22 protein-coding genes and 2 tRNA genes are annotated in these 20361 nt (G+C 64.3%); 11 read left to right on the top strand and 13 right to left on the bottom strand.

The features are described 5' to 3' along the window. The first annotated feature begins 40 nt into the window (after nucleotides 1–40). On the top strand, nucleotides 41–1333 hold the full coding sequence (locus PCJ49_RS10600; protein ID WP_269910907.1) for an adenylosuccinate synthase: 1293 nt from the start codon (nucleotides 41–43) through the stop codon (nucleotides 1331–1333). A gap of 56 nt (nucleotides 1334–1389) precedes the next feature. Here PCJ49_RS10600 and PCJ49_RS10605 read toward each other — a convergent pair whose 3' ends face one another. The 9 genes from PCJ49_RS10605 to PCJ49_RS10645 form a co-directional block, all read right to left on the bottom strand. Continuing rightward, nucleotides 1390–3327 (bottom strand): adenylate/guanylate cyclase domain-containing protein, encoded by a 1938-nt coding sequence (locus PCJ49_RS10605; protein WP_269910908.1) that lies wholly within the window; start codon nucleotides 3325–3327, stop codon nucleotides 1390–1392. Between the two features lie 51 nt (nucleotides 3328–3378). Continuing rightward, the gene (locus PCJ49_RS10610; RefSeq protein ID WP_269910909.1) at nucleotides 3379–4857 is read right to left on the bottom strand and encodes a M48 family metalloprotease; all 1479 of its coding nucleotides are present in this window, start codon (nucleotides 4855–4857) and stop codon (nucleotides 3379–3381) included. A 174-nt stretch (nucleotides 4858–5031) separates the two neighbouring features. Further along, nucleotides 5032–5775 carry an amino acid ABC transporter ATP-binding protein gene (locus PCJ49_RS10615; RefSeq protein WP_089286077.1) on the bottom strand — a complete coding sequence of 248 codons (744 nt, stop codon included), beginning with the start codon at nucleotides 5773–5775 and terminating at the stop codon, nucleotides 5032–5034. Continuing rightward, the gene (locus PCJ49_RS10620) at nucleotides 5768–6064 is read right to left on the bottom strand and encodes a type II toxin-antitoxin system RelE/ParE family toxin (protein ID WP_269910910.1); all 297 of its coding nucleotides are present in this window, start codon (nucleotides 6062–6064) and stop codon (nucleotides 5768–5770) included. The genes PCJ49_RS10615 and PCJ49_RS10620 overlap by 8 nt, the downstream gene beginning before the upstream one ends. Further along, nucleotides 6051–6302 (bottom strand): type II toxin-antitoxin system ParD family antitoxin, encoded by a 252-nt coding sequence (locus tag PCJ49_RS10625; RefSeq protein ID WP_269910911.1) that lies wholly within the window; start codon nucleotides 6300–6302, stop codon nucleotides 6051–6053. Before PCJ49_RS10625 ends, PCJ49_RS10620 begins: the two co-directional genes overlap by 14 nt. An 85-nt stretch (nucleotides 6303–6387) precedes the next feature. Continuing rightward, nucleotides 6388–7482, bottom strand: a complete 1095-nt coding sequence (locus PCJ49_RS10630; RefSeq protein WP_269910912.1) for an amino acid ABC transporter permease — start codon at nucleotides 7480–7482, stop codon at nucleotides 6388–6390. 3 nt (nucleotides 7483–7485) lie between these two features. Beyond that, complete coding sequence (locus PCJ49_RS10635) at nucleotides 7486–8706, bottom strand: amino acid ABC transporter permease (protein WP_269910913.1); 1221 nt, start codon at nucleotides 8704–8706, stop codon at nucleotides 7486–7488. Between the two features lie 31 nt (nucleotides 8707–8737). Next, on the bottom strand, nucleotides 8738–9760 hold the full coding sequence (locus PCJ49_RS10640) for an amino acid ABC transporter substrate-binding protein (RefSeq protein ID WP_269910914.1): 1023 nt from the start codon (nucleotides 9758–9760) through the stop codon (nucleotides 8738–8740). 154 nt (nucleotides 9761–9914) lie between these two features. Next, nucleotides 9915–10367, bottom strand: coding sequence for a MarR family transcriptional regulator (locus tag PCJ49_RS10645; protein ID WP_269910915.1), 453 nt, complete (start codon nucleotides 10365–10367; stop codon nucleotides 9915–9917). Nucleotides 10368–10463: 96 nt separating this feature from the next. On the opposite strand from PCJ49_RS10645, the gene PCJ49_RS10650 reads away from it, so the two are divergent. Together PCJ49_RS10650 and PCJ49_RS10655 are read left to right on the top strand one after the other, a co-directional pair. After that, on the top strand, nucleotides 10464–11606 hold the full coding sequence (locus PCJ49_RS10650; RefSeq protein WP_269910916.1) for a homogentisate 1,2-dioxygenase: 1143 nt from the start codon (nucleotides 10464–10466) through the stop codon (nucleotides 11604–11606). Between the two features lie 193 nt (nucleotides 11607–11799). Further along, nucleotides 11800–12819: a fumarylacetoacetate hydrolase family protein gene (locus tag PCJ49_RS10655; RefSeq protein ID WP_269910917.1), complete on the top strand. Its 1020-nt coding sequence runs from the start codon at nucleotides 11800–11802 to the stop codon at nucleotides 12817–12819. Nucleotide 12820: 1 nt separating this feature from the next. Here PCJ49_RS10655 and PCJ49_RS10660 read toward each other — a convergent pair whose 3' ends face one another. After that, the gene (locus PCJ49_RS10660) at nucleotides 12821–13576 is read right to left on the bottom strand and encodes an SDR family oxidoreductase (protein WP_269910918.1); all 756 of its coding nucleotides are present in this window, start codon (nucleotides 13574–13576) and stop codon (nucleotides 12821–12823) included. Nucleotides 13577–13621: 45 nt separating this feature from the next. On the opposite strand from PCJ49_RS10660, the gene maiA reads away from it, so the two are divergent. Then, nucleotides 13622–14260, top strand: a complete 639-nt coding sequence (maiA, locus tag PCJ49_RS10665) for a maleylacetoacetate isomerase (protein WP_269910919.1) — start codon at nucleotides 13622–13624, stop codon at nucleotides 14258–14260. Nucleotides 14261–14409: 149 nt separating this feature from the next. Continuing rightward, nucleotides 14410–14485 (top strand) — tRNA-Ala (locus PCJ49_RS10670). Between the two features lie 75 nt (nucleotides 14486–14560). Here PCJ49_RS10670 and PCJ49_RS10675 read toward each other — a convergent pair. After that, on the bottom strand, nucleotides 14561–15520 hold the full coding sequence (locus PCJ49_RS10675) for a hypothetical protein (RefSeq protein ID WP_269910920.1): 960 nt from the start codon (nucleotides 15518–15520) through the stop codon (nucleotides 14561–14563). 204 nt (nucleotides 15521–15724) lie between these two features. On the opposite strand from PCJ49_RS10675, the gene PCJ49_RS10680 reads away from it, so the two are divergent. The 4 genes from PCJ49_RS10680 (at nucleotide 15725) to PCJ49_RS10695 (ending at nucleotide 18955) form a co-directional block, all read left to right on the top strand. After that, the gene (locus PCJ49_RS10680; protein ID WP_269910921.1) at nucleotides 15725–16522 is read left to right on the top strand and encodes an ATP-binding cassette domain-containing protein; all 798 of its coding nucleotides are present in this window, start codon (nucleotides 15725–15727) and stop codon (nucleotides 16520–16522) included. A gap of 117 nt (nucleotides 16523–16639) precedes the next feature. Continuing rightward, the gene (locus tag PCJ49_RS10685; RefSeq protein WP_269910922.1) at nucleotides 16640–17521 is read left to right on the top strand and encodes a transporter substrate-binding domain-containing protein; all 882 of its coding nucleotides are present in this window, start codon (nucleotides 16640–16642) and stop codon (nucleotides 17519–17521) included. A gap of 36 nt (nucleotides 17522–17557) precedes the next feature. Further along, on the top strand, nucleotides 17558–18268 hold the full coding sequence (locus tag PCJ49_RS10690) for an ABC transporter permease subunit (RefSeq protein WP_269910923.1): 711 nt from the start codon (nucleotides 17558–17560) through the stop codon (nucleotides 18266–18268). Between the two features lie 15 nt (nucleotides 18269–18283). Further along, complete coding sequence (locus tag PCJ49_RS10695) at nucleotides 18284–18955, top strand: ABC transporter permease (protein WP_269910924.1); 672 nt, start codon at nucleotides 18284–18286, stop codon at nucleotides 18953–18955. Nucleotides 18956–18973: 18 nt separating this feature from the next. On the opposite strand, the gene PCJ49_RS10700 is transcribed toward PCJ49_RS10695, so the two are convergent. Then, nucleotides 18974–19288, bottom strand: coding sequence for a hypothetical protein (locus tag PCJ49_RS10700; RefSeq protein ID WP_269910925.1), 315 nt, complete (start codon nucleotides 19286–19288; stop codon nucleotides 18974–18976). Between the two features lie 146 nt (nucleotides 19289–19434). Then, nucleotides 19435–19510: transfer RNA gene (locus tag PCJ49_RS10705), tRNA-Ala, on the bottom strand. Nucleotides 19511–19726: 216 nt separating this feature from the next. On the opposite strand from PCJ49_RS10705, the gene PCJ49_RS10710 reads away from it, so the two are divergent. Both PCJ49_RS10710 and PCJ49_RS10715 read left to right on the top strand, forming a co-directional pair. Next, nucleotides 19727–20020, top strand: coding sequence for a YggT family protein (locus tag PCJ49_RS10710; RefSeq protein ID WP_089287724.1), 294 nt, complete (start codon nucleotides 19727–19729; stop codon nucleotides 20018–20020). Nucleotide 20021: 1 nt separating this feature from the next. Then, entirely contained in the window at nucleotides 20022–20342 is a 321-nt protein-coding gene (locus PCJ49_RS10715; RefSeq protein ID WP_269910926.1) for a DUF167 domain-containing protein, read from the top strand. Nucleotides 20343–20361 lie beyond the last annotated feature (19 nt).

The raw sequence follows: 20361 nt of genomic DNA on the forward strand, positions 1-20361 counted from the left end.
GCGAGGGGGCCGTTCCCTTGCGAAAAGAGCGGAGAGAATCATGGCCAATGTGGCGGTCGTCGGTTCCCAGTGGGGCGACGAGGGCAAGGGCAAGATCGTTGACTGGCTGTCCAGCCGTGCCGACGTGGTGGTCCGCTTCCAGGGCGGCCACAATGCCGGCCATACGCTGGTGATCAACGGCGTCGTCTACAAGCTGTCGCTGCTGCCCAGCGGTGTGGTCCGCCCCGGCAAGCTGTCGGTGATCGGCAATGGCGTGGTGGTCGATCCCTGGGCGCTGCTGCGGGAAATCGACGCCATCCGGGAAAAGGGCGTGTACATCACGCCGGAAACCCTGCTGGTGGCGGAAAACTGCGCCCTGATCCTGCCGCTGCACAGCGCCGTGGACAAGGCGCGCGAAGAAGCGCGCGGCGTCAACAAGATCGGCACCACCGGTCGCGGCATCGGCCCTGCCTATGAAGACAAGGTGGCCCGTCGCGCCATCCGCGTCTGCGATCTGGCCGACGAAGCCGTGCTGGAGCAGAAGGTGGAACAGTTGCTGTTCCACCACAATGCCCTGCTGCGCGGTCTGGGTGCCGAGGAATTGAAGCAGGAAGAGGTGCTGGCCCAGTTGCGCGAGGTCGCCCCGCGCCTGCTGCCCTACAGCGCCGTGGTCTGGAAGCGGCTGGATGAGGCCCGCCGCCAGGGCAAGCGCATCCTGTTTGAAGGCGCCCAGGGCGCCATGCTGGACGTGGATCACGGCACCTATCCGTTCGTCACCTCGTCGAACACCGTGGCCGGCAATGCCGCTGCCGGGTCGGGCATGGGGCCGGGTTCGGTCGGTTATGTGCTGGGCATCACCAAGGCGTATACCACCCGCGTCGGCTCTGGCCCGTTCCCCACGGAACTGCTGGATGAGACGGGGGAGAAGCTGGGCATCCGTGGCCATGAATTCGGCACCGTCACCGGCCGCAAGCGCCGTTGCGGCTGGTTCGATGCCGTGATGGTGCGTCAGGCCATCAAGACCGGCGGCATCACCGGCATCGCCCTGACCAAGCTGGACGTGCTGGATGGCTTCGATGAGCTGAAGGTCTGCGTCGGCTATGAGTATCAGGGGGAGGTGATCCAGCACCTGCCCGCCGGTCAGACGGCCCAGGCCGAGGTGAAGCCGGTCTATGAGACGTTCGAGGGCTGGAGCGAAAGCACCCAGGGTGCCCGTTCCTGGGCCGACCTGCCGGCGGCAGCGGTGAAATATGTCCGCCGGATTGAGGAACTGATCGAAGCGCCGGTGACGCTGCTGTCCACCAGCCCGGAACGCGACGACACGATCCTGATGAAAGACCCGTTCGAGGGTTGAAGAAAAAGGGGGGGTGGCAAGAGCCATCCCCCCTTTTTCATTAAGGGGTGCCGCCCCTATTCCCCCTGGCCCGGCATCACCAGCCGCCAGACATCCACCTGGCCGGTACGGCCGCGCAGGCTGTAGGCGCCGATGGGGGTCAGCGGCATGTCCACCGTGCAGCTGCCGGCGGCCAGCACCGTGTCATCACTGACCAGCACGACATAGCATTCATCGCCGATCAGCTCGCTGCCCAGCGCCTCCAGCCGGGCGGCCATGTTCACCGTGTCGCCGACGATGGTGTAATTGATGCGGCTGGCCGCCCCGATATTGCCAACGATCACCGGGCCGGAATGCAGGCCGACACGCAGGCAGACGGGCGGCAGACCGTGGCGGCGCGCTTCCTCCCCTTCTTCCTCCACCACCCGCGCGATGGCGTGGGCAGCGCGCAGCGCCCGGGCGGCATGGTCGGGCTGATCGTCGGGTGCGCCCCAGAAGGCCATCACCGCATCGCCGATGAACTTGTCCACCGTGCCGCCCTCCGCCTCGATACAGGCGGCGATGCGGGTGAAATGCCGGTTCAGCCATGCCGCCGTATTCTGCGGCGACATGGTCTGGGCCAGGGTGGAAAAGCCCTTGATGTCGGTGAACAGCACCGTCACTTCGCGCTCTTCTGAGACCAGATCGCGGCCGCCATCGCGCTGGATCAGACGCAACACCAGGGCCTTGGGCACATAGGTTTCAAACCAGCGCAGGCCAGTGATCATGGTGTTGAAGGCCAAGGCGGCGTCCGACAGTTCCCGGAACCGGCTGTCGGGCAGGCGCGGCACATTCTGGAAATCCAGGTTGCGCAGCGCCACGGCCGCCTTGGACAGCCGGCGGATGCGCCGGCTCATCATTTTGCCCAGCCACAGGGCCACCAGCACCGACACGATCAGAATGCCGAACCCGACCCAGAGCAAATGGGTGAAGCGGCCGATTTCCTGATCCACATCATCGCCGCGCATGGAGACGACGAGCGTGAAAGGATGTTCCCCGTAATCGGGGATAGATTTCAGCAGATAGATATATTCGGTGCCATTCACCAGGGCCCGGCGGAAGCTGACATCGGTGCGCCGGCCCGACCAGTCGATGCTTGTATCCATCTTTTCGCCGGCCTTGCCCTCCCCCTTGCCGGTGGCGATATCATTGGCATCCACCTCTGACCAGATGGCGGCGGCAATGGGGTCGCCCAGCTCCTCCAGTGTCGGCAAGGGCGGGCGGTCTGTCACATGGGCGAAATTGAATTTCCGCCCCGCCATGGCCGGATGGGCCAGCACATAATGATCATCGAACAGGAGGAAGCTGTTAAGGTCGCTTTCCTTGGCCATGTCGGCCAGGAAGCGGGACAGGCCGGTGAAGCTGACAGCCGACAGCACCGCCCCCAGGAAGCGCCCCTCCCGCCGGGCAGGGCCTTTCACCAGCATCACGGTGGCGCCCAGCCCATCGGCCCAGACCGGATCAATCCAATGGGCATTCTTGGTGCCCATCGTCTCCATCATGATCCGCTGTGCCTCCGCGCCATTATTCATGGCGGTGGCGGCCTGGGGGGTGTTTTCCTGTGGCACGGCCAGCGGATAGCGGTCGGGCCGGATCAGGGCGATGCCGGCCACCTGCGGCGTGGTGACCACCATGCCGCGCATCAGATCTTCCAGGCGCGGCTCATCATCCGGGTCCACCACGCCGCGGCCCAGCAGTTCGGTCAGCTTGTCCACCTGGGTGCGGGCGGGGTCCAGCTGGGCGCGTACCCGTGCCTCTGCAATGCCCACGGCCAGTTCTGCCTTGTCCAGCAGCAGGCTGTAGGTGTTGCGCCCCGATGTCTGGATGCCCAGCCAGAAGACGCTGGCCACGGCCAGCAGCATCAACCCGCCGAAGCCGAGCGTCAGCACCCAGGCGATGGGCAGGCGCCAGCGCCGCCGGTCGAGACAATCCTCTGCGCCGCATTGCGTGTCGATGATCTTGGCAAGGTCACTCATGATGGCCGGGACGGTACAGGAGAGCCGAGGCTCCGCACAACCGCTACCCGATCAACCCTCCACGATGGTCTTGATCCACTCACCCGGTCGCGGTTCCGTGCCGGGCGGGATATCGTTCAATACACGTAAGCGTTCCTCCGCATGGTCGCGCAGGGGAATGCGGGCGGCGAATCCGGCCATGCTGTCGCCGGCCTTCACCTGCACCAGCCGCAGCCGGTACGGTTTCAGCCGCCCCTTTTCCTCTGCCGTCAGCTTGCGCAGGCTCATGGCCGTGGCCTTGAAATCATCGGAGAGCGGGCCGGAAAGGGCCGGCGGGCTGACAAACAGGAAGCGGCGGAAACTGTCGCCCCCGGCGCGGATGGCCACCAGCCGCGCATCCATGGCGCCGGCCTTGGTGTTCAACTGTGTGGCTGCCGTGGCCGCCGGCTGCCCGTCAATGGTCAGTGATGAAAGCGGGCCCAGCGGCGCATTAGCGGCCCAGATGCGGGCGATGAATTCCTGCGGCGTCGCGGCCCCTTGGCCCGGCACTTGATCGAAAACGATCTGCGATCCCTGCGGCCCGACGCCGACCACGGCATCCTCGCTATTCACCAGCCGGAAGCCTTCCGGCACCTCGAACCGCAGATTCATGCCGGGATGCACGAAGGCCCGGCCGCGCACATAGCCATGGTCCGGGCTGTCGCCATAGATCATCCCGTCAATGGCTTTCAGATATTCATTGCGCTTGACCATCAGGTTGGCGCCGCCGCCGGCCTGTTGTGCGGCAATGGCCGCCTGCTGGGCGCGTTCCCCCGTGGGCGGATGGGTCTGCAGGTAACTGAACTGGTCGGCCTGCCCCGGCTTGCCGGCCAGCAGGGCTTCCAACTGCGCCTGCCGGCCCATGCTGGACAGGAACCCGGCCATTTCCTGCGGATCATAGCCGGCCGCCGTCATATAGCGGATGCCCAGCCCGTCGGCCTGGGTTTCCTGTGACCGGCTGAACCCGGCCAGCGCCAGCTGCGAGCCGGACTGCGCCAGCTGCCCCGCCTGTTGGCCGAGCAGCACGCCGGCCAGCAGGGCGCCGCCCTGGGCCAGCACGCCGCGGCCATAGCGGTCGGCGGAATGGCGGGCGGTGACATGGCCGATCTCATGCCCGACCACGCCGGCCAGTTCCGCCTCGCTGTTGGCCAGCGCCATCAGGCCCCGGCTGACATAGACATAGCCGCCGGGCAGAGCGAAAGCATTGACGATGGGGCTGTCCAGCACCGTGAAAGTATAACGGGTATTGGGATTTTCCGTCTTCTGCGCCAGCCGCTGGCCCAGCCCGTCCATATAGGATTGCAGCTTGGCATCCTCATAGCGGCCACCGAACTCCCGCAGCATTTCCGGATGCTGCTGGGCACCGATGGCGGCTTCCTTTTCCGGCGGCATCAGGGCGGTGAACTGGCTGTCGCCCGTCACCGGATTGGTGGTGCAGGCGGGCAGCAGGAAGGCCGCCACGGCCAGCGGGGCGGTGCGGCGCAGAAGGGGGAGAAGGCGGGGGCGGCGCATATGCATTCTTGTCCTTGGCCTCGGCTGTCGCGCGGGGGCTGTCTGTTCCCATGGGCGGGATAAGACAGCCAACCTGTGACGCCATGATGGCAAAGTGAAGCATAACAGCCTAGTCCGCCGAAGGGATGCTGCCCTTCGGCGGATGGAGGGGAAAGGTAGGGGCCGGTTGTCGGTTCAGTGGCTGAGCACCTGCCCCAGGAAGGCGCGGGTGCGGTCGCTCTTGGGATTGTCGAAAAAGTCGGCCGGCGGGCCCTGTTCGACAATCTCCCCCCGATCCATGAAGATGACGCGGGACGCCATGCGGCGGGCAAAGCCCATTTCATGGGTCACCACCAGCATGGTCATGCCGCCTTCGGCCAGATCGGTCATCACGTCCAGCACTTCCTTGACCATTTCCGGGTCCAGTGCGCTGGTCGGTTCATCGAACAGCATGATGGAGGGTTCCATGCACAGCGCGCGGGCAATGGCCACGCGCTGCTGCTGGCCGCCGGAAAGCTGGCCCGGGAACTTGTCCGCCTGTTCGGGGATGCGCACCCGTTTCAGGAAATGGCGGGCACGCTCTTCGGCTTCCTTGCGGGGCAGTTTCTTCACCCAGATCGGCGCCAGCACACAGTTTTCCAGCACGGTCAGGTGCGGGAACAGGTTGAATTGCTGGAACACCATGCCGACATCGCGGCGAATGGCTTCCACATGCCGCACATCATCATCCAGCGGCACGCCCTTCACCTTGATCTCGCCGGCCTGATGTTCCTCCAGCCGGTTGATGCAGCGGATCATGGTGGATTTGCCGGAACCGGATGGGCCGCAGACGACGATCCGCTCCCCCTTGGCCACCGTCAGGTTCACGTCGCGCAGCACATGGAATTCGCCGTACCACTTGTTGACGGCGTTCAATTCAATGACGGGGGCGTCAGTCATGGGGGAACTCCGCGTCTATATCTCGGGCTGCGTGCAGGATGCGAATAACCAGAATGCCGTCCGGCTGAGGGCGGTAGAAAATCAGATAACGGCCAAGGGGGAAGCAGCGGATATCTGCCCCCAACTGAGGACTGAGCCGCCCCATCGCCGGATTCTGGGCATAAAGCCGGGCGGATTTGCCCAGCTTGCGTACCAGGGCGTCGGCGGCGGCTTTATTATTGTCGGCAATGAAGCGCCAGATGATGATCAGGTCACGGTCAGCCTGCTGGCTGAACTCAACAAGGGGCATCTTCCCGGCTCCATACTTTCTTCAGGAAGGCTTCCTCGTCAAAGGGGCCGGCACTGCCACTGTCCAGCCCTTCCTGGATGTCGCGGCGCAGGGCTTCCAGCTTTTCCTGCTGCTGGCGCTCGCGCTGTTCCATCATGCGCAGGGCCTCGCGCACCACCTCGGATGAAGAGGTGTAAAGCCCGGTCTCCACCTTGGCGCGGACATAGGCTTCCAGCTGCGGGGTCAGGGATACGTTCATGGCGGCGGCTCCTGCAATCGGCTTTGGGGGCAGGGGACAGCTTGGCATGGCCAAGGGTGATGTCAAGGTTTGCTAAACTTTGACATCACCGCTTGCGTCCCTGGCCCAGCACCGTTTCCAGATAGCGGCTGTAGCGGGAAAGCGCGTAGCAGAACAGGAAGTAGATCACGCCGACAAACAGATAGGCTTCCTTGTAGAAGCCCCGCCAGGCCGGATCGGTCAGCGCCGATTTGGCGGTGGAGAGCAGGTCCAGCAGGCCGATGATGATGACCAGACTGGTATCCTTCAAGGTGGCGATGAAGCTGTTGACCAGCGGCGGGATCACCAGCGCCAGCGCCTGGGGCAGGATGATCAGGCGCTGGCGCTGCCAATACCCCAGCCCCAGCGCCTTGGAGGCTTCCACCTGACCGCGCGGGATGGCCTGGAGGCCGCCGCGCACCACCTCCGCCACATAGGCGGCGGAAAACAGGGTGATGCCGATCAGGGCGCGCAGCAGCTTGTCGATCGGCACATCCTGCGGCAGGAACAGCGGCAGCATCACCGAGGCCATGAACAGGATGGAAATCAGCGGCACGCCGCGCACCAGTTCAATATAAACCACCGACAGGCCGCGCATCACCGGCAGGTCCGATGTGCGGCCCAGCGCCAGCAGCACACCCAGCGGGAAGGAGGCGCCAAGCCCCACCACCGACAAAGCCAGGGTCAGCGGCAAGCCGCCCCACAGCCCGGTGGGCACGAATTCCATCCCCAGCACGCCGCCGAACATCATGCACGCGGCAAAGCCCAGCCCGCCGCCCCAGATGAACAGCAGTGGCCGGCCCCAGGTGCGCCGGTCAGCGCTGATCACCAGGGTGCCGATGGTGGCCAGCATGGCCAGCGTCGGCCGCCATTGCTGATCCTCCGGGAAGGTGCCGAACAGGATGAAACGCCATTTCTCGGCAATGAAGGACCAGCAGGCGCCCCCGGCGGCGCGGCAGGCCGCCGCATCACCGCTGAGGCTGGCATTGATGAACCCCCATTTCACCAGACCGGGGATCACCAGCCAGGCGATATAGGCGAAGGCCAGTGTCAGGGCCGTATTGTACCAGCTGGAAAACAGATTGGCCCTGGCCCAGGCCCACAGGCCCAGCCGGGGGCGGTGGGGGGGCAGGCTGGCGGCTTTGTTGACGATCTCTGTCATGGCTTACCGCTCCACCAGCGCCACGCGGCGATTGTACCAGTTCATGAAGCCGGACAGGGCCAGCGAGATGACCAGATAGACGATCATGATCGACAGCACGCCTTCCACGGCCTGACCGGTCTGGTTGATGGCGGTGTTGGCCACCGCCACGAAATCCGGATAGCCGATGGCCACGGCCAGACTGCTGTTCTTGGTCAGGTTCAGGAACTGGCTGGTGGTGGGCGGGATGATGACGCGCAGCGCCTGCGGCAGGATCACCAGCCGCATGGCGGTGCTGCGCGACAGGCCCAGCGCGGTCGCCGCCTCCGTCTGCCCCTTGGGCACGGCCAGAATGCCCGACCGCACGATCTCACCGATGAAGGCGGCGGTATAGAGCGTCAAACCGAACAGCAAGGCGGCAAATTCCGGGCTGAGCGTCATGCCGCCCTTGAAGTTGAAGCCCTGCAGCACCGGCACATCCAGCGCCCCGCCGCCGGCCAGCAGAATGGCCAGCAGCGGCGGCAGCAGGGTCAACCCCAGCCCGATGGGCGTCATCGGCAGACGCTGGCCGGTGGCCAGCTGGCGTTTGCGGTTCCAGGCCGACAGGGCCAGGGTGACCAGCACGCCGAGCGCAAACAGCACCGCCACCCAGGCCCAGATCGGATCATCCGCCGGCGCCGGCAGCTTCAGCCCGCGATTGGACAGGAAGATGCCAGGCAGCGGCTCCAGCGCCTGACGCGGGCCGGGCAGCCCCTCGGTCAGCAGGGCGTACCAGATGAACAGCTGGAGCAGCAGCGGGATATTGCGGATGGTTTCCACATAAAAGGCCGCAAACCGCGCCACCAGCCAGTTGCTGGACAGCCGGGCAATGCCCAGCATAATGCCCAGCAGCGTGGCCAGCACAATGCCCACGCCGGATACTTTCAATGTGTTCAGCAGCCCGACAACGAAGATCCCGCCATAGCTGTCACGCGGTCCGGTAGCGATCAGCGACTCGCCGATCTGTACCCCGGCTTCCCGGTCCATAAAGCCGAAGCCCGATGCGATGGACAGCCGGGCCAGATTGGCCATGGTGTTCCCGGCCAGATACCAGGCCGCCAGAACCACCAGCAGGCCCAACCCGACCTGCCACAGGATGGCCCGGACGGTCGGGTTGTTGATGGAGAGCGTCAGGTGATGGGCGCGCGGTGCGGCATCCGCCTTCGCGCGTCCATCAAACGATTGCATACGCGGATCATCCGTCATCGGGCACCCCGTTGCTGCAAGGGGCCGCCGCTCAGCGGATCGGCGGGGCGTACATCAGGCCGCCATTGGTCCAGAGCCCGTTCAGCCCCCGGTCCAGTTTCAGCGGCGAGCCTTTGCCGACATTGCGGTCGAAGATTTCACCGTAATTGCCCACAGCCTTGATGGCGCGATAGGCCCATTGCTTATCCAGCCCCAGCAGCGGCCCCATGTCACCCTGCACGCCCAGCAGGCGCTGGATGCCGGGATCGGGATCCTTCAGCTTGGCATCGACATTGGCGGCGGTGATGCCCTTTTCCTCCGCCTCGATCAGGGCATAGATGGTCCAGGTGACGATATCGCGCCATTGGTCATCGCCATGGCGCACCACCGGGCCCAGCGGTTCCTTCGACAGCACTTCCGGCAGGATCAGGTGATCATCCGGCTTGGGCGCCACGGTGGCGCGGGTGCCGGCCAGGGCGGAGACATCCGCCGTCATCACATCGCAGCGGCCGGCGAAATAGGCAGCGTTCACCTCATCCAGCGCCTCGATCACCACGGGCTTGAAGCTGATATTGCGGGTGCGGAACCAGTCCGACAGGTTCAGTTCCGTGGTGGTGCCCATCTGCACGCAGATGGTGGCACCATCCAGCTGCTTGGCGCTGGTCACGCCCAGCGATTTCGGCACCATCAGCCCCTGGCCGTCATAATAGGTGGTGGGGGCGAAATTCAGCCCCTGCGCGTCGCGGGTCAGGGTCCAGGTGGTGTTGCGGGCCAGCACATCGATCTCACCTGTCTGCACCGCGGTCAGGCGCTGTTGCGCGGACAGGGGCGTGAAGCGGATCTTGTTGGCATCACCCAGCACGGCGGCGGCCACGGCGCGGCAGGTATCGGCATCCAGCCCGGTCCATTTGCCCTGGCTGTCCGGGTTGCTGAACCCCGGCAGGCCGGCATTCACGCCGCAGAAAAGCTGCCCACGGCCCTTGACGGCATCCAATGTCGGCCCGGCCTGTGCAGTCCCGGCGAACATCGTCAGGCAGGTCACGGCCAGTGCGGCACCCCAAAGGCGTGATTTCATCGTTTATGGTCCCCTGTTGACGGTTTGGGGCGTCCTATCCGTCAGACGCCGCCCCCTTATGACCGCCAATTAACCATCGGACCCGACGCTGAAACAACCCTGTTACACGCAAGGCGCATGGAAATTTCGGGGCACGTGACCAAAGGGCGACGTTTTACGCCTCCTCTGCCCCCATATCGTCCAGCTGCTGCTCCAAACGATCGCACAGCGCCTTGTAATGCGCCAATTCGTCCGGCTGCAGGCAGGTCAGCCATTGCGCCTCCCATTCCAAAGCCAGGGGAGCGATTCGCTGATACAGGTCGCGCCCCGACGGGGTGAAGGACAGGCGCAGCAGCCGCTGGTCACCCGGATGCACATCGCGGGACAGATGGCCCAGCCCCACCAGCGTATTCACCGCCCGACTGACCTTGGCCTTATCCATATGGGATCGTTCAACAATGTCGTTGGACGACAAGGGCTGTTCCCGGCCCAGGATGGCCATCACCCGCCATTCCGGAATAGCGATGCCGAACGCCTGCTGATAGCGGCGCGACAATTCCTTGCTGACACGTTTGGCCAGCACGTTCAGGCGATAGGGCAGGAAGCCGTCAAGGTCGAGATCGTTCATAAGACATAAAGTCACCCGACAACGCAGGACTTGCAAGAGGTCGCGTGATCCTCCATATCTGTTTCAGTTGAAACGAGTTGGCCAGGGAGGCCAAACATGCGTCGTCCCATTTCCTTTCCCCGCATCGAAGGCGAGGCCTCGCGCCAGGCCCATGCCAACCTGCCGCCGGGTAGCTATGAGCGGGAAATGGGCCGGGAAGGGTTCTTTGGGCCGGCGACGCATATGTATCACCGCCACCCGCCCACCGGCTGGATCAGCTGGGAAGGGCCGCTGCGTCCCCGCGCCTTCGACCTGAACCGGCTGAATGAGGTGGCCAGCGGCGGCCCCTGGGCGGCGCGGGAGGTGCTGTTCAACCCGCATTGCCGTATGCGCCTGTGGCATTGCCCGACGCCGATGGATCATCTGGCCCGCAATGGCGATGGGGACGAGCTAATCTTCATCCATGCCGGGGCCGGGTCGCTTTACTGTGACTATGGCCATCTGGCGGTAACGGCGGGGGATTATGTGGTGCTGCCGCGCGGCACCATGTGGCGCCTGTCGCCCAGCCAGCCGGTGACCGCCCTGCTGGTGGAGGCCACCGGCTCCAGCTATCAGCTGCCTGACCGGGGCCTGCTGGGGCCGCACGCCTTTTTCGATCCGGCCATGCTGGACACGCCGGCTATCGATGCCGCCTTCCGTGACCAGCAGGGCGATGCCGGCCCCGGTGGGGTCTGGCGGGTGCTGGTGAAGCGGCGTGGGGCGATCAGCACGGTGACTTATCCGTTCAACCCGCTGGATGCCATGGGCTGGAAGGGCGATCTGGCCCCGGTGCGGCTGAATGTGAAGGATGTGCGCCCGGTGATGAGCCATCGCTATCACCTGCCGCCCAGCGCCCATACCACCTTCGTTGCCAACCGCTTCGTCGTCTGCACCTTCGCGCCGCGCCCGTTTGAGACGGATGCCGACGCGCTGAAGATCCCCTTCTTCCACAATAACGACGATTATGACGAGGTGCTGTTCTACCATGCGGGGGATTTCTTCAGCCGGGACAATATCGATGCCGGCATGATGACCTTCCACCCCAGCGGCTTCACCCACGGCCCCCACCCCAAGGCGCTGCAAAAGGCCTTTGTGCAGAGCAAGCCGGCCACCGATGAATATGCGGTGATGATCGACACCCGCGACGCATTGGAAGTGGCCCCCCTGCCGGACGGCGTGGAAAACCACGCCTATGCCGATAGCTGGCGGGTGAAGCCGTGAGGGGGTGACCCATCTCCGCCGCCTGCTCCACCGTCACCCCGGCGAAGGCCGGGGTCCAGGGGCCACGGGCACATTGCTCTACGATACTGGACCCCGGCATTCGCCGGGGTGACGGTATGTGAGGCGTAACCGGGGCTATCATATCATTTGCCCTCTTTCCTGCCTTTACCCCCCACCCCACAGAGACCCCCCGATGAAACTCGCCTCCCTGCAGCAGGGCCGTGATGGCCGTTTGGTTATTGTCTCCGATGACCTTACCCGCTGCCTGCCTGTCCCCGATCTGGCGCTGACCCTGCAACAGGCGCTGGACCATTGGGAAACCGTGGCCCCGGCGCTGGCCGAACTGTCGGTCGCCCTCAACCGGGGCGATCTGGCCGATGCCCTGCCGTTTGAGCAGGCGCATTGCGCCAGCCCGCTGCCGCGCGCCTATCAATGGGCCGATGGCTCGGCCTATGTGAACCATGTCGAGCTGGTGCGGAAGGCTCGCAACGCGGAGATGCCGCCCAGCTTCTGGACCGATCCGCTGATCTATCAGGGCGGGTCCGACAGTTTCCTGGCCCCGCATGATCCCATCCTGATGGCGGATGAGGCGTTCGGCATCGACCTGGAAGGGGAGGTAGCGGTGATCACCGGCGATGTGCCCATGGGGGCCACACCGGAACAGGCGCGCGGGCTGATCCGGCTGGTGATGCTGGTCAATGATGTGTCGCTGCGCGGGCTGATCCCGGCGGAACTGGCCAAGGGTTTCGGCTTCTTCCAGTCCAAGCCCAGCACGGCCTTCAGTCCGGTGGCGGTGACGCCGGATGCGCTGGGCGAGGCCTGGGATGGCGGGCGGCTGCATCTGCCGCTGCTGTCGCAGATCAATGGCCAGCCCTTCGGCTGCCCCAATGCCGGGGTGGACATGACCTTCGATTTCCCCACCCTGATCGCCCATGCCGCCCGCACCCGGCCGCTTTGCGCCGGCACCATCATCGGGTCCGGCACGGTGTCCAACAAGGATGCCGATGGCGGGCCGGGGCGGCCGGTGGCCGAAGGCGGTCTGGGCTATAGCTGCATTGCCGAGATCCGCACCATTGAGACCATCCGCGACGGCCAGCCCCGCACCCCCTTCCTGCGCTTTGGCGACCGGGTGCGAATCGAGATGCAGGACCGCAACGGGGCCAGCATTTTCGGGGCGATTGATCAGACGGTTCAGAAATATGAGGGGCCTTAAATCAAAGCCCTCTCAGGCCCCCGCTCGCGCGGATCACCTCCCCGGTGATCCAGGCGGCGTCGGGGCCGGCCAGCCAGGCGACGACGGCGGCAATGTCCGCCGGCTCGCCGATGCGGCCCAGGGCGGTACGGCTGGTGATTTCCGGCACGCGCGACGCATCGCCCACCTTGAACCGGTCGGTATTGGTGACGCCCGGTGCCACCGTGTTGATCGTAATGCCCAGCGGCCCCAGCTCCTGCGCCAGTACGCCCGTCATGGCATGGACCGCCCCTTTCGAGGCGGCATAGACGGCGCGTTTGGCCGCCGGCATGTCGGTGATGACGCTGCCAATATTGATGATGCGGCCGCCGGGGCGCATCTGGCGCGCCGCTTCGCGCGCCATCAGCAGCGGGGCGGCGGCATTGACGGCCAGCACATTGGCCAGATCGTCTGCCGTGATGTCGCTGACCGGGCCGAAACGGCCAGTGCCGGCATTGTTCACCACGATATCCGGCACGCCCAGCGCCCGCACCGTCTCCGCAAACAGCCGAACGGCCCCGCCCTGGTCGGACAGGTCGGTCAGATCGGCCTGGATCACGGCTGTGCGCACGCCCAGCCCCTGGCAAAGCTCGGCCAGCGCCTCGGCCTCCCGCCGGCTGGAACCGTAATGGATGGCGATATCCGCGCCATCACGGGCCAGCCGTTCGGCAATGGCACGGCCGATCCCGCGCGACGCGCCGGTGACAAGGGCAACCTTGCCCAGAAGCGGCCGATCCATGCCGAAAGTCCCTCTGTTGGTTCACAGGAAGGGTGATAACAGATCATGCGCCTTTACACCTATTTCCGTTCCTCTGCCGCCTATCGGGTGCGCATCGCCCTGGCGCTGAAGGGGCTGGATTACGAGTCGGTGCCGATTCATCTGGTCAAGGATGGCGGGCAGCAGCGCCAGCCCGCCTATCTGGCGATCAACCCCCAGGGGCTGGTGCCGGCACTGGCCACCGATGACGGCGCGCTGCTGACCCAATCGCTGGCCATCATTGAATATCTGGATGAAACCCACCCGGCCCCGCCACTGCTGCCCCGCGATGCGCTGGGCCGGGCGCAGGTACGGGCCATGGCGCAGGTGGTGGCCTGCGATATCCACCCGCTGAATAATTCCGGCGTCGTCGGCCGCCTGCGCCGGGAACATGGGCTGGATGATGCGGCGGTGACCGGCTGGATGCATCATTGGATGGGCCAGGGCTTCACCGCCCTGGAACGGCTGGTGGGGCCACAGGGGGCATTTTGCCATGGCGACAGCGTCACCCTGGCCGATCTCTATCTGGTGCCGCAGATGTATAATGCCCGTCGTTTCAACCTGGACCTGACGCCTTTCCCGCGTCTGGTGGAAATCGATGCCCGCTGCCGCACCCTGCCGGCCTTTCAGCAGGCGGCACCGGAGCAACAGCCGGATTGGGAATGACAGCGCTTGCGGCCGTACCTATGCGGTGGCTGCGGGGCAGGGCATAGCCTGTTTGTCGGGGGTACATGATTTTCCCCTTGCATCCGTGGCGGAGTTTCTCCATAAACCCGCCCACAGCGCTGACGACCCAGGCAGCGCTACCGAGTTAAGGGGCCATAGCTCAGCTGGGAGAGCGCTACAATGGCATTGTAGAGGTCAGCGGTTCGATCCCGCTTGGCTCCACCAAATTCAAAGGCCCGGTCAGCAATGACCGGGCCTTTGTGCATTTGGGGTTTCCTGCACCCCAGGAAAGACCGCCCCTCACTTTGGCGCCGGGCGCGATGCCAGGCGCCATTGCTTGGCCTGGGAGAAGTTGCGGGCCAGGAACTGATAGGTCTTTTTCAGCACCGCCTCAAACGGGGCGCCCTTCTCCGAGGCCACCATTTCCCAATCCTCGAAAATCTCTTCCCAGGGCAGCAGGGTCTGGTGCAGGTCGTCCCGCATCTCCCTGATGTAGCGGATATTCTGATCATATTTGCCCAGCATGGAGAGGATTTCGCCGGTCTGGGCATCCACCTGGGTGAAGCGGTTTTCAATATCCGTCATCGGCGGCAGGCTCAGCGTCTGCATCCGGATGATCTCTTCGCGCAGATTGCGCTCATTCTTATAGACGCGGTGCGCGACATCCAGCCCGTTGCGTACATCGCGCAGCTTGGCTCCCCGCTCCCGCAGCGCCTCAATATAGGACAGCTCCTTGGCCAGCCCCTCAATGCGGGTTTCCACCACCTCTTCCGGGTCGCCGGCCAGGGCCAGCTTGTTGGCGATGACCTTGAACGCCTCCCTCACGCGGGACTTGGTGGAAGGGTCTTCCACCAGCTGTTCCAGTTCCGCCGGTGAGGAGATCACCGATTCGCCGCCGGTCAGCCAGGTCACCATCTGCACGGTCAACCGGGCCTTGGCGATATTGTAATGCCGGTCATCCACCCGCCAGCTGGCGGTGCCGTCAATCAGCTCGTTGGGGATTGTGTCGCCAGGGCGGATTTCCCGCACATATTTCAAGCCCTTGACCACCATGTCCAGCAACTGGCCGTCAAAGGATCGTGGGTCGATCTTGAATTCATTGCCCAGCTTGTCGATGACGACCTCGGCCTCCACCTTGCCCAGCTTGAAGCGCATCACCGCTTCCTCTGTCGATTTCGACAGCACGAACCGGCAGCCTTCCAGCGTGAACACCTTGTGATCGAACAGGAAATGGGTGCTCCGGTTCGCATTGGGTTCCATGGCGTCGAACTCGATCAATCAAAGAAAAAGGCGATGACACTGCTTTACCACGGATGAAAGCGGCACGAACGAACTATAGCCGGTGAGGCGCCCATGTGACGCCGGCATGGGCGATTGCATGGCGGTCGTTTTCCCCTCTTTCGCGGGTGCGGTCTGGCGGGTTAGCTTGGGGATCAAACCTTCATGAAGAGTTAACGGACCCCGATGACCCTTTCTGCCGCCGCTGCCAAATCCGTGCCCGCCGTCCAGGTGGAAGGGCTGCATAAGCGTTTCGGGGAAAATGAGGTGCTGAAGGGCGTCTCGCTGTCCGCCGCGCAAGGCGAAGTGGTGGCGCTGATCGGCTCGTCCGGTTCCGGCAAAAGCACATTGCTGCGCTGCATCAACCTGCTGGAAACCCCCGATGACGGGCGGGTGCTGATCCAGGGCGAGGAAATCGCCATGAAGAAGGATCGCGCCGGCCGGGCCCAGCCGGCCGACAGCCGCCAGGTGGACCGTATCCGCCAGCGCTGCGGCATGGTGTTTCAGAGTTTCAATCTCTGGACCCATATGACGGTGCTGGAGAACATCATCGAAGCCCCGGTGCATGTGCTGGGCCGCAACCGGGATGAGGCGGTGGCGCGGGCGGAAAGCCTGCTGGCCAAGGTGGGCCTGTCGGCCAAGCGCGATGCCTATCCCTCCCAGATGTCGGGCGGGCAGCAGCAGCGGGCGGCGATCGCCCGCATGTTGGCCATGGACCCGCAGGTGATGCTGTTCGATGAACCCACCTCAGCCCTTGACCCCGAACTGGTGGGGGAGGTGCTGAAGGTGATGCGCGATCTGGCCGATGAAGGGGCCACCATGTTGCTGGTGACCCACGAAATGGCCTTCGCGCGGGAGGTTTCCCACAAGGTGGTCTTCCTGCACCAGGGTCGGATTGAGGAACAGGGCACGCCGGATGAGCTGTTCGGCAACCCGCAGAGCGAGCGTTGCCGCCAGTTCCTGATGCGCGAAGGCGGGCGCTGAGCCCGCTGACAGGCTTGACGCCGGGGGATCAGCCCCGGAAAACTGTTTTCGGACAATCAAACCAATATCAAGCAATCCAAAAGGGGCCAATGCCCCAGGGTGTCGGAGGGTGTGGGGATGAAGAGTTGGATCGCGGCGCTGGGGCTGGCCTGTGTCACCCTGCTGGGCGGGTGCGGCAAGGATGATGCCGCCAAACAGGCAGCGGCCCCCGCCGCCGCCGACAGCGTGCCCAACCCGCTGCGTGTCGCCACTGAAGGCGCCTATCCCCCCTATAATATGGTGGATGCCAGCGGCAATCTGGTTGGTTTCGAAATCGATATGATGAAGGATATCTGCCGTCGCATGAAGGTGGAATGTCAGTTCGTCGCCACCGCCTGGGACGGCATGATCCCGGCCCTGCAGGCTGGTCGTTTCGATGTCGTGGTCGCCGGCATGTCGATCACGGAGGAGCGGCTGCAGGCCGTCGATTTCTCCGACGGCTATACCACCACCCCGGCCTATCTGGTGTCGGCCAACAGCAACCCGCTCCAGAAGGAGGATTACGGGGTGCCGAAGGTGGACCTGACCAGCATGAGCCCGGAGTCGCAGGCGGCACTGGACAAGCTGCGCGGCTTGCTGAAGGGCAAGGTGATGGGCGTGCAGACGGCCACCATCCACGCCAATTTTGCCGAGAAATATCTGGGCGATGTGGTGGACCTGCGCCGTTATGACACCCAGGAACAGCTGGCGCTGGATATGCAGAGCGGCCGGATTGAGGTGGGGCTGGCCGATGCCGTCACCTGGAACGCCTTCCTGCAGCGTCCGGAGGGTAAGGATTACAGCTTCTTCGGCCCCGGCTTCGATGGCGGCCTGTTCGGCCGTGGCCAGGGGGTTGCCCTGGTTAAGGGCCGCACGGCGCTGAAGACAGCGCTGAACAGCGCCATCAAGGAAATGAAGGCCGACGGCACCATGAAGACCATGTCGGTGCAATGGTTCGGCTTTGACACCTCCATGCCCTGACATGCTGTGCTTTCCGACACCCTAACTGGATGAGCCATGCTTGATCTGTTGAGTTACGGCGCCACCGGTTGGGGCGATGAGCTGTTGCAGGGCGCCGGCATGACCCTGCTGGTGGCGGTGCTGGCCTATCTGATCGGGCTGGGGGCCGGCTGCCTGACGGCGGCGGCCAAACTGTCCGGCCCGCTGCCGCTGCGCTGGCTGGCCGCGACCTACACCACCGTGGTGCGCGGTGTGCCGGCTTTGCTGGTGATCTGGCTGCTATTCTATGGCGGTTCCGGCCTTATCGGCTGGATGGCGCTTCTGTTCGGCTATGGTGGCCGGGTGGAATTGTCGGCCTTTGCCGTCGGTGTCGCCTCGGTCGGGCTGGTCTCGGGCGCCTATGCGGCAGAGGTGATCCGGGGGGCGGTGCAGGCCGTGCCGAAGGGCCAGTTGGAGGCGGCGCGGGCGCTGGGGATGCACCGGCTGCTGATCCTGCGCCGCATCCTGGCCCCGCAGGCCCTGCGCTATGCCCTGCCGGGCCTGGGCAATGTCTGGCAGATGACCCTGAAGGATACCACGCTGGTGTCAGTCGTTTCGTTGGCGGAATTGATGCGGCAGGCCTATGTCGCCAGCGGTTCCACCCGCCAGCCCTTCTTCTTCTATCTGGTGGCGGCCCTGATCTATCTGGTCATGACCACCCTGTCGGAAACGGGATTCCGGGCCCTGTCGCGCCGGGCCGATCGCGGCGTCCGCCGCGCTGCGGCATAAGGGGAGGGGCCCAACATGGATATGATCCTGTCTTCCCTGCCGTCGCTGGCTTCCGGTGCCTGGTTGACCTTGCAACTGGTGGTGCTGTCGCTGGCGCTGGGGCTGGTTTTGTCGGTGGGGGTGGCGCTGGCGCGGCTGTCGGCCAATGGCATTTTGCGGGCGCCGGCCATTGCCTTCATCTTCCTGTTCCGCTCCACCCCGCTGCTGGTGCAGATTTTCCTGATCTTCTATGGCGCCAGCCAGTTCGCGGCCGTGCGGGAGAGTTTCCTCTGGCCGGTGCTGCGGGAACCTTATTGGTGCGCCATCATCGCGCTGACCCTGAATAATGCGGCCTATACGGGCGAAATTCTGCGCGGCGGCATCCAGTCCGTGCCGTTCGGCCAGATCGAGGCGGCGCGCGCCTTGGGGATGCACCGGCTGCTGCTGTTCCGCCGCATCGTGCTGCCCCAGGCCTTCCGCCAGATTTTGCCGGCCTATGGTAATGAGATGATCCAGATGGTGCAGGCCACCTCGCTGGCCAGCACCATCACCCTGGTGGAACTGACCGGTGCCGCCCGCACCATCGCCTCGCGCAGTTTCCAGCCGCTGGAAATTTTTGTGATTGCCGGCCTGTTCTATCTGGCGATGAATTTCGTCATCGCCCAGGCCGTGCGCTGGGGGGAAAAGCGGCTGGCGCACGCCGGCTGAGGGGGAGGGCTTCAAGCCCTATCGATGCACCACCAGCGTTACCTTGTCGTTCATCACCTCCAGCAGCTTGGTGGATTTGGTGGGCAGCGGGATGCGCTGGTTGATGCAGAACATGATCAGGGCGGAGGCGAGCGGCTGGTTATCCACCCAGGCGACCTGACGGGAATTATCATCGCGGGCGAAATGCAGGGCGCAGCGCACGGGATCCTGCATCACCTCAATGCGGATAACGCTGCCGGCGGGCAGGGGATTGCCGGAGCGGCGGTGATATTCCACCACCGCGCGGATAACCTCTTCCTGCGAGAACAGAATATGGCGAATCTCAATCGGCATGATGTATCCCCGGTTCGGCGGGGAAAATACCTATTCAGCGGATTGGATGCTATTGTCTATATCAGTTCAATAGAAAATTACCGCCGCCACAAAGCGAACGCCGCAGTAACTTAATAAACCGACCTGATTTTTGGGTAAGAAGGGGATGGTGGAGCCGAGGAGGATCGAACTCCCGACCTACGCATTGCGAACGCGTCGCTCTCCCAGCTGAGCTACGGCCCCACAACAATCCCTAAGGCTTCGCTGCCGTGGCGGGCGAAGCGGCGCGGATAATGCGCATCTGCCCCCGGCCTGTCAAGCATCTGATTTCAGGTTTTTCGATCCAGGAAAGGGGGGTGCTTTCCCACTTCCGGGTGCTGGCCCCCTGGACAGGGGCGGGGGGCGGCATTACGTTCCAGAACGGGTGCGGCCGATGCCGCCAACAGCGCCGGGAAGACCATGGAGCCGCTTTTTCACACCATCTTCCAGATCCTGTACGTGGTGCTGGACCTGTATGTCTGGGTTTTGATCATTTCAGCCATCCTCAGCTGGCTGATCGCCTTCAATGTCATCAATACCCATAACCGCTTCATCTATACGGTCAGCGACATGCTGTACCGGCTGACCGAGCCGGTGCTGCGGCCCATCCGCAATGTGCTGCCCAATCTGGGCGGGCTGGACCTGTCGCCCATCGTGCTGATTCTGGCCATCATGTTCGCCCAGCGTCTGCTGTTTAATTACGGTCTCGTCTGATATGGCCCGTCCGGCCCTGGAACCGGCGGCTGGCGGGGTGCGGCTGTTCGTGCGGGCGGCCCCGCGTGCCAGCCGCAACGCCGTGCAGGGCCAGGCGCTGGGGGCGGATGACCGGATGCAGGTAAAGGTTTCCGTCACCGCCGTGCCGGAGGATGGCAAGGCCAATGCCGCCATCATCCAGCTTCTGGCCAAAGCATGGCGGATTCCGAAATCCAGCATCGACGTCGTGGCGGGTGGCACCGATCGGTCGAAAGTATTATTCGTGGCCGGCGATACGGCACAGTTGCAGGCGCAACTGACGGCATGGCTGGCCGCCCTCTGACGGCGGTCTTTTTGGTACC

The sequence above is a fragment of the Niveispirillum sp. BGYR6 genome (assembly GCF_027568365.1).
In the GTDB taxonomy this organism is placed as follows: domain Bacteria; phylum Pseudomonadota; class Alphaproteobacteria; order Azospirillales; family Azospirillaceae; genus Niveispirillum.